Origin of the sequence: Butyrivibrio fibrisolvens, assembly GCF_037113525.1 — a bacterium.
In the GTDB taxonomy this organism is placed as follows: Bacteria; Bacillota; Clostridia; order Lachnospirales; family Lachnospiraceae; genus Butyrivibrio; species Butyrivibrio fibrisolvens.
Map to the genome: position 1 here is coordinate 2,772,478 of NZ_CP146963.1, position 12,787 is coordinate 2,785,264.

8 protein-coding genes are annotated in these 12,787 nt (G+C 41.5%); 2 read left to right on the forward strand and 6 right to left on the reverse strand.

Annotation, left to right across the window (positions count from 1 at the left end):
* Positions 1-144: 144 nt before the first annotated feature.
* From ppdK to WAA20_RS11610, 6 genes are all read right to left on the reverse strand, one after another.
* The gene (ppdK, locus tag WAA20_RS11585; protein ID WP_073385929.1) at positions 145-2,784 is read right to left on the reverse strand and encodes a pyruvate, phosphate dikinase; all 2,640 of its coding nucleotides are present in this window, start codon (positions 2,782-2,784) and stop codon (positions 145-147) included.
* A gap of 185 nt (positions 2,785-2,969) precedes the next feature.
* Positions 2,970-3,941, reverse strand: coding sequence for a glycerophosphodiester phosphodiesterase family protein (locus tag WAA20_RS11590; protein ID WP_073385928.1), 972 nt, complete (start codon positions 3,939-3,941; stop codon positions 2,970-2,972).
* A 277-nt stretch (positions 3,942-4,218) separates the two neighbouring features.
* On the reverse strand, positions 4,219-5,529 hold the full coding sequence (locus tag WAA20_RS11595; protein WP_073385926.1) for an MFS transporter: 1,311 nt from the start codon (positions 5,527-5,529) through the stop codon (positions 4,219-4,221).
* Between the two features lie 172 nt (positions 5,530-5,701).
* A complete protein-coding gene (locus WAA20_RS11600; RefSeq protein WP_073385924.1) occupies positions 5,702-7,342 on the reverse strand; it encodes an ATP-binding cassette domain-containing protein in 1,641 nt (546 codons plus the stop codon).
* A gap of 212 nt (positions 7,343-7,554) precedes the next feature.
* Positions 7,555-8,934, reverse strand: a complete 1,380-nt coding sequence (locus WAA20_RS11605; RefSeq protein WP_073385923.1) for a TrpB-like pyridoxal phosphate-dependent enzyme — start codon at positions 8,932-8,934, stop codon at positions 7,555-7,557.
* Positions 8,935-9,029: 95 nt separating this feature from the next.
* Positions 9,030-9,884: a PHP domain-containing protein gene (locus tag WAA20_RS11610; protein ID WP_073385921.1), complete on the reverse strand. Its 855-nt coding sequence runs from the start codon at positions 9,882-9,884 to the stop codon at positions 9,030-9,032.
* A gap of 468 nt (positions 9,885-10,352) precedes the next feature.
* Here WAA20_RS11610 and WAA20_RS11615 point away from each other — a divergent pair, with 468 nt between their 5' ends.
* Complete coding sequence (locus tag WAA20_RS11615; protein WP_073385920.1) at positions 10,353-10,973, forward strand: hypothetical protein; 621 nt, start codon at positions 10,353-10,355, stop codon at positions 10,971-10,973.
* 183 nt (positions 10,974-11,156) lie between these two features.
* Positions 11,157-12,692, forward strand: a complete 1,536-nt coding sequence (locus WAA20_RS11620) for a hypothetical protein (RefSeq protein WP_073385918.1) — start codon at positions 11,157-11,159, stop codon at positions 12,690-12,692.
* Positions 12,693-12,787 lie beyond the last annotated feature (95 nt).

Genomic DNA, 12,787 nt, shown 5'->3' on the forward strand with positions numbered 1-12,787 from the left:
GTCTGTTTGTTTTATTGTCTTTTGGTGCGAAAACATAGAAGTCACCACCAACTCTCTCAACTAATACAATAGGGAGCCCTTTCGGGCTCCCTACCAACTGTTTTATCTCCATCATAAGCGCAGATAAAACAACAATTTTTTAAATTAGTTCTGCTCAGCGATAGCTGCCTGTGCTGCTGCAAGTCTTGCGATCGGCACACGGAAAGGTGAGCAAGATACATAGTTAAGACCGATCTTGTGACAGAACTCAACTGATGAAGGATCTCCACCGTGCTCACCACAGATACCAACGTGAAGGTTAGGATTAACAGGCTTACCAAGCTTGATAGCTGTCTCCATGAGCTTACCAACACCTGTCTGGTCAAGCTTAGCAAATGGATCGTTCTCGAAGATCTTTGTATCATAGTAAGCGTTAAGGAACTTACCAGCATCATCACGAGAGAAACCATATGTCATCTGTGTAAGGTCGTTAGTACCGAAGCAGAAGAAGTCAGCTTCCTTAGCGATCTCATCAGCTGTAAGAGCAGCTCTTGGGATCTCGATCATTGTACCAACTTCGTACTCAAGGTTAGCACCAGCAGCCTTGATCTCAGCATCAGCTGTCTCAACAACTACCTGCTTAACGAACTTAAGCTCTTTAACATCACATACAAGAGGGATCATGATTTCAGGAACAACTTTCCAGTCAGCATGCTTCTTCTGTACGTTGAGAGCTGCACGGATAACAGCCTTTGTCTGCATCTTAGCAATTTCAGGATATGTAACTGCAAGACGGCATCCTCTGTGACCCATCATAGGGTTGAACTCGTGAAGAGAATTGATCATAGCTTTGATCTCTTCTACGCTCTTGTTCTTAGCCTCAGCAAGCTTCTTGATATCAGCATCTTCTGTAGGAACGAACTCGTGAAGTGGCGGATCAAGGAATCTGATAGTAACTGGGTTACCTTCAAGTGCCTCGAAGAGTCCTTCGAAGTCGTTCTGCTGGTAAGGAAGGATTTTCTCAAGAGCTGCTTCTCGCTCTTCTACTGTATCTGAGCAGATCATCTCACGGAAAGCTGCGATTCTGTCAGCTTCGAAGAACATGTGCTCTGTACGGCAAAGACCGATACCTTCTGCACCAAGCTCTCTAGCCTTCTTAGCATCAGCAGGTGTATCAGCGTTTGTTCTAACTTTAAGCTTTCTATACTTGTCAGCCCAAGCCATGATACGGCCGAACTCACCAGCGATAGTAGCATCAACTGTAGGGATAATACCCTGATAGATGTTACCTGTTGTACCATCGATAGAAATCTCATCACCTTCGTGGAACTCTACGCCACCAAGTGTGAACTTCTTGTTCTCTTCGTCCATGTTGATGTCGCCGCAACCAGATACGCAGCACTCACCCATACCACGAGCAACAACTGCTGCGTGAGATGTCATACCACCACGAACTGTGAGGATACCCTGAGCAGCTTTCATACCTGTGATATCTTCAGGAGATGTCTCAAGACGTACAAGAACTACCTTCTCGCCTCTCTCAGCCCAAGCAACTGCATCATCAGCTGTGAATACAACCTTACCAGCAGCAGCTCCAGGTGAAGCGCCAAGACCCTTTCCAAGTGGTGTTGCAGCCTTAAGAGCAGCAGCATCAAACTGAGGGTGAAGGAGTGTATCAAGGTTACGAGGCTCGATCATAGCAACAGCCTCTGCCTCTGTCTTGTGTCCCTCATCAACGAGGTCGCAAGCGATCTTAAGAGCAGCCTGAGCTGTTCTCTTACCATTACGGCACTGAAGCATGTAGAGCTTCTTGTTCTCTACTGTGAACTCCATGTCCTGCATGTCATGGTAGTGATTCTCAAGAGTCTCACAAACCTTAAGGAAGTCAGCGTATGCTTCAGGGAACTCTTTCTCCATCTGTGCGATTGGCATAGGAGTACGAACACCTGCAACAACGTCTTCACCCTGTGCATTGATGAGGAACTCACCCATAAGCTTGTTCTCACCTGTAGCAGGATCACGTGTGAATGCAACACCTGTACCGGACTGGTTGTTAAGGTTACCGAATACCATAGGCATTACGTTAACAGCTGTTCCCCATGAATAAGGGATGTCGTTGTCACGACGATATACGTTAGCACGAGGGTTATCCCATGAACGGAATACAGCCTCGATAGCAAGCTTTAACTGCTCAACAGGATCTGAAGGGAAATCTGTACCGAGCTGGTTCTTGTACTCTGCCTTGAACTGCTCAGCAAGTTCTTTAAGATCAGCAGCTGTAAGGTCTACGTCATACTTAACGCCCTTCTCTTCTTTCATCTTGTCGATGAGCTGCTCAAAATACTTCTTACCAACTTCCATAACTACGTCAGAGAACATCTGGATGAAACGTCTGTAAGAGTCATATACGAAACGCTCGAATGCAGGATCAGGATTGCCCTTGATCATTGCTGCAACAACTTCGTCATTAAGACCAAGGTTGAGGATTGTATCCATCATACCAGGCATAGATGCACGAGCACCTGAACGAACAGAAACAAGAAGAGGATTCTCAAGGTCTCCGAACTTCTTTCCGTTCTCTTTTTCCATCCAAGCAACACCTTCCATTGCCTGTGCCATGATTTCGTCGTTGATCTTACGACCATCCTCATAGTACTGAGTACAAGCCTCAGTTGTGATTGTGAAACCCTGTGGAACCGGAAGTCCGATCTCAGTCATTTCAGCAAGGTTAGCGCCCTTTCCACCAAGGAGATTGCGCATGGACATGTTACCTTCTTTGAAGGTATAAACCCACTTATTAGCCATTTTCTTCCCTTTCTTTGCAGCTTTTTGTAAAACTGCAATTTCCCTATACATTTTTTATAATCATCTGCACAATTTAAGACCCTGTCCAGAAACGAATGGACGAAACAAAATACGAACTTAAATTCTCTTTTATCTCATTTAGTTCCTGAACAGAACCTTAATCATACAGATATTATCAAGAATTATTAAAGCTGCGTGTATTCACGCGTGCCCTCTTCAATAAACTGATCAGCTTTTTCTTTCATATTCTCCGCCTTCTCTTTCATGTCGGGGATAAAGCTGTCAAATATAAATATATCAAACTTGCCTCTGGCCTTGTCCAAAGCTTCCTGATCCTTGATGGTCCAGGCAGCTGCTGTATTGCGATAGAGCCTGTGAACAATACGCCTTGACATATTTCTTTCGTGTTTGTAATTATAAGCCACAAAATCAGGTCTTGTTATGAAGTTAAGAAGAAGATTCGAAGGCACCTTCCATATCTTGGAATGAAACTCATCTTTCTCGTCCTTAAGGAACTCTTCTGCCAGCTGACCTCTCATAACTTCCGGATGATGCTTCCTGTACCAGATAAGTCCAAGAGGATTGAAGGATTCTATGCAATAGTCTCCTTTGTAACTCCTAAGCAGACCGTCTGCAACAGGACATACGCCTGTATCAAAAGCTTCAATCTTGAGCTCTATTATAAGCGGAACCTTCCCATCGACCATCTTAAGAAAATCTTCGAATTTTGGAATCTTCTCTTCTGAATCCAGAAGGTGAAAATGCTGCAATTCTTCATAAGAATAGTCACCGATCTTACCTCTTACTCCAAGGCTGCCATCAAGATTATGAATAGGATAATGTGACTCAAAACCCTTGTCATATCTGGCAACTCTGGCAAGCGTAAAATCATGGAAAATCACCGGAATACCATCTCTTGTGAGCTGAACGTCACACTCGATGCCATATCCGGCTTCTACTGCCTTCCTAAAGGCGGCCATTGAGTTCTCTGGTGCATTGGAATGATTATCATGAAGACCACGATGTGCGTATAATTTGCCAACGAACGGCTTTTTGGAAGGTTTTTTAATTATTCTTGGCATTACAGCAGCCAGATACAGTCCCCCAATTGCAGCCGGTATAGATGCTAATGTCAGCAATATTTTCTTAGAACTCATTACTTTTTACCAACCTCTAAAGAATTTGTGAAAATCCTCACAAACGCCACTTGCTTATTTTAATACATAGGCGTTTTAATGGCAAGCGTTTGTTTTAAATTCGAATACAGATTTTACCAGGATTCCACTCCTAATTATGTACAAAATTTCAATGTTCTTTTTGTGTATTTTTACATGACCATGTTTATTATTAGTATTTATTGTTGCAATTAAAGAGCTCTGACGCCATATTAAAAAACCTCTGAAGAACAAGTCTCCAGAGGTTAATGAATTCTATTTATGCCTGTCTTTCGGAATCACCATGTTTTACCATAAGCATCGTTATAAATGCCAGCGTTGAAAATACACACGCATATGGGAAAAGCGTTCTATAAGATACATATTCCAGAAGTATTCCGGATGCAATAGGTGTAAACACCTGGGCAGCCATACTAAAAGTATAGTAATAACCTGTATACTTACCTATGTCAGATGCATTGGACATCTGCACTACCATAGGATATGAATTAACGTTGATCGACGCCCAGCCAAATCCGATCAGAACGAACATGACTACGATCGCGCCAGAATATCCCGTTGCGAATGCTCCTGCAAGGTAGCATATACTCATAACCGATACGCCCATAAGAATAGTCTTCTTACGCCCTATCTTGGATGAAATCCATCCGATAGGAAGATATGAAACAACTGCTGCTACCGTAGCGATCATAAGACAGTTAGCATAAGCTCCGTTCTTGAGCCCCCATACCTCTTCAACATATCTGGAAAAAGCGGTTGTTACTGCATTATATGCTGTGAACCACAAAAGAACAGATATAAGAAGGAAATTAAGACTTCTTTTTACAGATGGCTCTGAATGGTTTTCTTTGTCAAAGCTTCCATCTTCCTTAGCCTTTGCAATCTTCTCAGATGCCTCATCATCAGCATCATTCATTGAAAGACCTGCCGATTCAACCTCTTTGGTAACTTCATCACGAATCTTATTTTCCTTGATAGTAACAAACAAAATGATAACACAGATAACCATTGCAACACTGATCGCAAGTGCAAGCGGTGTATAATTAGTCTTCGCCTGATCATCCGCATCTTTTAAAAGTATAGAAATCATAGCAAGAGTATACACAGCACCAACCGTACCCATGAGATTGATGATTGCATTAGCACGTGAACGAAGCGGCGGCGGTGTAAGATCAGGCATCATAGCAACCGCCGGCGACCTGTAAATACCCATCGAAACAAGCAAAAGAAGAAGTATGACAATAAACAACGCCAGCCTTCCCGGAACATTTGCAACATTTATAAGAAGCTGAAAAAGAATAGTTGATAAAACCGTTCCAATAAGCACAAACGGCATCCTCTTACCAACTTTAGTATTGGTGCGATCCGACAACGTACCAAATATCGGAAGAAGAAACAGCGCAAAAATATTATCAAGCGCCATAATAAAACCTGTGATACCCTCACCAAGTCCAAATGTGTATTTAAGTATTCTTGGAATCTCATTGTCATAGAACTGCCAGAAAATGCAGATCGACATAAAGGCGAACCCAATCAGAACCGTTCTCCCATAGTTTAGCTTAAGCTTCATACGTTCTCCCCCTATATTTTATTTTTTAAAACTCATGAATGCTTATAAACCATGTTAATACCTTGTTTTATTATACAATCAGACCCTCCCCCTATCAATGTCAAATCCCTCAAAGACGGTATATCAAAAATATCTATAAAAAACAGAGCGGCATGTCGCCGCTCTGCGTAAATTAATCGTCTTCTTCGTCTTCTTCTGTTGTCTGGTAAACGGTTCTCTTACGAGCCATCTCATCGCTTTCAAGATATTCGTCGTAAGTTGTACGCTTATCGATAAGCGATCCATCAGGAAGGATCTCCATGATTCTGTTAGCTGTTGTCTGTACAACCTGGTGGTCACGGCAGGCAAAGAGCTCAACACCCTTGAACTTGATCATACCCTGGTTGAGAGCTGTGATTGATTCCATATCAAGGTGGTTTGTAGGCTCATCAAAGATAAGGCAGTTAGCACCTGAGATCATCATCTTGGAAAGAAGGCATCTAACCTTCTCACCACCGGAAAGGATCTTAACCTTCTTAACACCGTCTTCACCGGCGAAAAGCATACGTCCAAGATAACCTCTTACATAAGTAGCATCCTTGATCTCAGAATACTGTGTGAGCCAGTCAGCGATTGTATAATCGTTGTCGAATTCCTTTGTATTATCCTTAGGGAAGTAAGCCTGAGATGTTGTTACACCCCACTTATATGTACCTTCATCAGGTTCGATCTCACCCATAAGGATCTGGAAAAGAGTTGTCTTTGCAAGCTCTGTACCACCTACAAATGCAACCTTGTCATCATGTTGGATCACAAATGAAACATCATCAAGGACCTTAACTCCGTTTACTGTCTTTGAAAGATGCTCAACTGTAAGTACTTCATTACCGATCTCACGATTAGGCCTGAAATCGATGTAAGGATACTTACGGCTTGAAGGTCTGATATCATCAAGCTCGATCTTCTCAAGGGCTCTCTTTCTGGATGTAGCCTGCTTACTCTTTGATGCGTTAGCTGAGAATCTAGCAATGAATTCTTTGAGCTCTTTGATCTGCTCTTCTTTCTTCTTGTTAGCTTCCTTCATCTGACGGATCATGAGCTGTGATGACTCGTACCAGAAGTCATAGTTACCGGCATAGAGCTGGATCTTGCCGTAGTCGATATCTGCGATATATGTACAAACCTTATTAAGGAAGTAACGGTCATGTGATACTACGATGACTGTATTCTCAAAGTTAATAAGGAACTCTTCGAGCCATGCAATAGCGTCAAGATCAAGATGGTTAGTAGGCTCGTCGAGAAGAAGGATATCAGGATTACCGAAAAGAGCTCTTGCAAGAAGAACCTTAACCTTCTGGGCACCATTTAATTCCTTCATAAGCTTTGTATGAAGCTCTGTCTCGATTCCAAGGCCGTTAAGAAGTGATTCTGCGTTAGCTTCTGCTTCCCATCCGTCCATCTCAGCGAATTCTGCCTCAAGCTCTGATGCTCTGATACCGTCTTCGTCAGAGAAATCTTCCTTGGCGTAGATAGCATCTTTTTCCTCCATAACTTCAAGGAGACGAGCGTTACCGCCAATTACTGTATTAAGAACCTGATTGTCATCATATTTGAACTGGTCCTGTTCAAGGAAAGAAAGACGCTGACCTGGTGTCATTGAAATGTCGCCGTTAGTAGTCTCGATCTTACCTGAAAGGATCTTAAGGAAAGTAGACTTACCTGCACCGTTAGCTCCGATGATACCGTAGCAGTTGCCTTCTGTGAACTTGATATTAACGTCTTCGAAAAGAGCCTTCTTACCGACTCTAAGTGTTACTCCGTTTGCCTGAATCATAATTTACCTCATATAAAAAATGCTGCGTTTTTAAAATTACCTAATTGAATACCAAAAATGCACCACTGCGTATTGTACACAAAAAACTTCTTAATGTAAAGCAAAAAGCCGCCTGCCCATACTAAAAGTTATGGGCAGGCGGCAAGATATCTACTATTATTCCTGTAAGATAAAGAATCTGTCTAACAACTGTATAGATATCAGACTACGCATCAAAGGTCTACTTTAGGAAGTGCATCAAAGCTCTTCTGGAGCTCTTCGTCTGTAGGAATGTAGTCTGTCATTACGCCGTCATTGAATTTCTGATAAGCAACCATGTCGAAGTAACCTGTTCCTGTAAGGCCGAAGAGAATTGTCTTTTCCTCTCCTGTTTCCTTGCACTTAAGGGCTTCATCGATGGCCACTCTGATAGCATGGCTTGATTCAGGTGCAGGAAGGATACCTTCAACTCTTGCAAACTGCTGAGCAGCCTCAAATACTGATGTCTGTTCAACGCTTCTTGCTTCCATGAGGCCGTCATCATAAAGCTGTGACAGGATCGGGCTCATGCCGTGGTATCTGAGTCCGCCGGCGTGGTTAGCTGATGGAATGAAGTTACTTCCAAGTGTGTACATCTTAGCAAGAGGACATACCATTCCGGTATCGCAGAAGTCGTATGCATATTTACCTCTTGTAAAGCTTGGGCAGCTTGCAGGCTCTACTGCGATGATCTGATAGTCTTTTTCTCCGCGAAGCTTCTCGCCCATGAATGGTGAGATAAGTCCGCCAAGGTTAGATCCGCCGCCTGCGCATCCGATGATAACGTCAGGTGTTATGTCGTATTTATCAAGTGCAGCCTTTGCTTCAAGGCCGATAACTGTCTGATGAAGAAGAACCTGGTTAAGTACGCTTCCAAGAACGTATCTGTAGCCCTCTGTATGAGTTGCAACTTCTACTGCTTCAGAGATAGCGCATCCAAGAGATCCTGTTGTTCCTGGGTGATCAGCGTTGATCTTACGTCCGATCTCAGTCTCCATTGATGGAGAAGGTGTTACGCTTGCGCCATAAGTACGCATTACTTCACGTCTGAAAGGCTTCTGTTCATAAGAAACCTTAACCATGTATACCTTACAATCGATTCCAAAATAAGCAGATGCCATAGAAAGAGCGGTACCCCACTGACCTGCTCCTGTTTCTGTTGTTACACCTTTAAGGCCCTGCTTCTTGGCATAATATGCCTGAACGATAGCTGAGTTAAGCTTATGTGAGCCGCTTGTGTTATTACCTTCAAATTTGTAATAGATCTTTGCAGGTGTTCCAAGAGCCTTCTCAAGGAAATAAGCTCTTACAAGAGGTGATGGTCTGTACATCTTGTAGAAATCCATGATCTCTTCAGGAATGTCGATATAAGGTGTTGTATCGTCAAGTTCCTGTTTTACAAGCTCATCACAAAATACAGGACGAAGCTCATCAAAAGTCATTGGCTTGAGTGTTCCGGGATTAAGAAGTGGTGCAGGCTTATTCTTCATATCTGCCCTTACGTTGTACCACTGTCTCGGGATCTCATCTTCACTAAGATATATTTTGTATGGAATCTTTTTTTCTTCGCTCATGTGGTGTCCCCCTTTGGCTGCGTGCTTCTCTGCTTTTATACTTTAATCCATTAACGCAGTGCTTTATTTATTAAAGCACGTTCTCCTAACAATTGTCAATGCCAGAATATAGTTGCACTCTTAATCTTTTCAAGAACAGTCTCCGGAATAAAAAGTTTGCCATATCCTACCGCGAGATCGATTCCAGGCTTGTTATCTCCGTGGAAATCTGAACCACCACTAATAAGAAGGTCGTAATCTTCTGCAATCTTTCTTATCTGACGCTCATCAGCCGCTGTATAAGTGGTATAGATAGCTTCAATGCCTACAAGTCCTGTATCCTTAAGCTCTTTTACCAGAGTTCTTAACTTATCATCAGACATTCCGTAGAGTATGGGATGTGCAAGTATGGGAACACCGCCTGCATCAAGGACCATCTTAACTGCCATAGCGGGAGTTATCTTCTCTCTTGCAACAAAACACTCGCAATGATCTCCAATATATCTGTCAAAGGCTTCTTGTCTGGACTTTATATAACCCTTTTCGAGCATGTATGCTGCATAGTGGGCACGAGTTATCACTGAATCAGGGAAAGCTGCCTGAAGCTCGTCAAAATCCATTGGTACGCCGTGCTCAGTTAAGAGCCTGCACATCTTTTTGTTACGCATGACTCTTGAATCAACGAATTCTTGAAGCCTCTTTTGTACATCTGGCTCGTCATATCGCATGTAAAGGCCAACTATGTGAATATCTTTGCCCTCATAATCAGTACTGAACTCGATTCCAGGGATAACTTCAAGGTCATCGTACCTTGCCCCCTGCTCCATAGCCTCTGCAAGGCCGTTAGTTGTGTCATGATCAGTCAGTGCAATAGCTGCAAGGCCTTTTTCATGCGCATAATCTATAAGCTGCGCGGGTGTATATGTACCGTCTGATGCGGTTGAATGTGTATGTAAATCTACTGGTCTCATTTATATCCTCTTCTTTCAATTATTTACGGCACTTAGAAACAAATCTGATATCACCATGCAAATTGACTTTATTATTTGTCAAAAAATCGGTCAGCTATGCCATGTCAATTGCCGTACATTAGTATAGCACAATGCATATGATTGACATAATGACGCACAAGCAAATTTGATCTTATAAAATTATATTTTGTTCTTTCCGCATCAATAATTAATCCATTTAAGAAAATTTATTAACATTTCATTCATAATTGTTCAAATATGGATACAATCTCTCAAACCCAGTTATACTCTCATTTGTAAGGCCTTAATACATTTTCGTAAATAGGGCTTTTCACTTGCTATGTCGCAGTATTTCTACCTTAAACCATTAAGATTGATAAATAATTATTTTAACTATATTTTACTGTCCCTGTCTCCGAAAAAGGTTTTAGCTTTCAGTCAATTAGTCTGATCGAACAAGGAGGTTCTATGGTAGTAAAAAGATTAAGCAAAGTAGTATGTCTGACACTAACCACTGTAATCCTTTCTGCGCTGGCTTTTCCAAGCACTTCGAGTGCACGCACACGAACAACTGAATATATGGGCTATTCAGCAAACAGCAGTGTCCAAAGCACCGAAGATACTGATGTTATCAAAGTTGAATACAATGGCTACGCCTTCGAAATTCCTGAGTATTGGGGTGAACCGATGCAGGTTGACACCGAGATGTACTTTGTAAGCGAAAACGGCTCGCTTCCACTCTTATATCTGACATATGCTCCAAAGGATTATTACACTGAAAATTACAAAAAATCCAACCTTAAGTACAAAGACTATGTGAAGATTCTTGATGAAAGTCTTGATGATTTTATAGACTATGTATTTAATTCAAGTGACTTCGATGATTCTACATCTACATATATAGCAGATAATCCCGCGATCACCCGTCAGGGAACCTGTAACATCTATGGTGAGGATGATGCTTTCATAGCCCAGTTTATTGATGATGAAAATATCTATGTATTCATGATGATTGATTACAAAGATTCAGGGTCTGCAATATTTGATGACATTGATGACATACTGGATTCATTTAAAATAATTGAATAATTGATATAAAAAGACTCGTCAGCAAGAGACTGTGCTCTTGTTGACGAGTTTTGTTTTATGATCTCAAAAATCATTATTCATATATCATTATCTGTTCAAAATCTTTAAATTCCCTCTACATAATATCCGATATATACGTTACTGATACACATGTTATTCTCTTTTTTACCAAGGAGGTTCCACATGAAAAAAGGCAAAACTCACCGCAGAATTCTCAGCATTTTCCTATCTACCATTATCTTTTCTCTGCTCATCTGTCCCTATAATGTAAATGCCAAAAAAGATGAAGATGAAGCTTTTAAAAACTACATTGGCGGTATATATACAGACATCGATCCGGCAGATGCCACCGAACTTACAAGTGGCGAGACTTTAGAGGGCGACAGCTCGGTAGAGCCTTTTGACCTGTACAAAATCTCTTCCGATGGCTCAGATACTCTAACAATATATCTTTCCTGCAAGTTTAAATGTGTAAATATATATCTTTTTGATAAAAAAGGTAAATACGTAGACTACGATACAGTCACCATAGAAGATGGCTATATCGAAAATGAAGATGATACAGAAAAAATATATGCCTGGAGCAATGACACCAGTTCTCCTCTTCGATTTGATATGTGCGTAACTTACGAGATCCAAAAAGGTTCGTATTATATCGTAGTTAATCCTGGCTGGCAGGATGTTACTTATGGCGGACCATATCGCATCACAGCCGCACTTTCCGACGACGAGATAGATGATCCTGAACTTTCTTACCTGTATGAAGAAGAGTCTTTTTCCGGATATATTGCAGGAATATATACCGCAGTAGATCCTGAAGATGGAATGGATATAGAAAGCGATGAAGAATACGAAGGCAACACCAAAGACAACAAGTTTGACCTATATAAGATTGCAGCATCAGATGATGATGTAATGTCTATCTATCTGTCGATCAAGGCGCCAAATGTAAACATGTATGTATTTGATCGTAAAGGTAAAAATGTACCATTTACAGAAATCGAAATTGAAGATGGTTATATCGAAAACACTGATCAGGACAAAATTTATGCATGGAGCGACGACACCAGCTCTCCTCTTCGCTTCGATATTGAAGCAGAATATGAAGTCCAGGAAGGCATATACTATATCGTGATATGCCCGGGCTGGCAGGATGTTGATAACGGCGGCAAATATGATCTTTCAGTCACTTTAGATAAAGGTTCTGTACCTCCGGAAGACAGAGGGCCTTCCACTTCAAAGAAGTCATCTGACAAAAAAGACGTAACGCAGCTGACTTATATGAATTATTCTTTTGAAGTTCCGGATTTCTGGTGCGATATTTATGACAACGAAGGCGACATGTACATATATACAGAAGGTGAATATATATTCCCGGTAATCTACATATTCTATGACCCTATATACACCTTGGACATAGAAGATACTTCCACTTACAAAAAGTGCGTCAAAGCTCTCAAAAGAGTAAATGAAGAAGCAATGGAAATACTATTCGAATCTCCTGAGGTGGAAGAGCCCGAAGAAAGATATATTGCCGGATACCCTGCAATTACATCCAGAGGAACTATAGAATACGATGGAACCAACAACTTCTACTCCGCTTTATTCATGGATGATGAGAATGTCTATTACATAATCATGATAGATTACGATGATGCAGAAATCGACCTTTTTGCCGATATGGAGGATATTCTGGATTCCTTCGAAGAAATTGAATAAAGTCCCATTATTGATTTCTTCGTAGGAAATTGATAAATGCCGATTATTGATTTCATCGCAGGAAATTGACTTAATGCGGATTCTGGTTCATCATG

Coding starts and splice junctions, on each gene's coding strand:
- WAA20_RS11610 (WP_073385921.1), bottom strand. CDS start 9,884: ATGAGACCAGTAGATTTACATACACATTCAACCGCATCAGACGGTACA.
- ppdK (WP_073385929.1), bottom strand. CDS start 2,784: ATGGCTAATAAGTGGGTTTATACCTTCAAAGAAGGTAACATGTCCATG.
- WAA20_RS11595 (WP_073385926.1), bottom strand. CDS start 5,529: ATGAAGCTTAAGCTAAACTATGGGAGAACGGTTCTGATTGGGTTCGCC.
- WAA20_RS11600 (WP_073385924.1), bottom strand. CDS start 7,342: ATGATTCAGGCAAACGGAGTAACACTTAGAGTCGGTAAGAAGGCTCTT.
- WAA20_RS11620 (WP_073385918.1), top strand. CDS start 11,157: ATGAAAAAAGGCAAAACTCACCGCAGAATTCTCAGCATTTTCCTATCT.
- WAA20_RS11605 (WP_073385923.1), bottom strand. CDS start 8,934: ATGAGCGAAGAAAAAAAGATTCCATACAAAATATATCTTAGTGAAGAT.
- WAA20_RS11590 (WP_073385928.1), bottom strand. CDS start 3,941: ATGAGTTCTAAGAAAATATTGCTGACATTAGCATCTATACCGGCTGCA.
- WAA20_RS11615 (WP_073385920.1), top strand. CDS start 10,353: ATGGTAGTAAAAAGATTAAGCAAAGTAGTATGTCTGACACTAACCACT.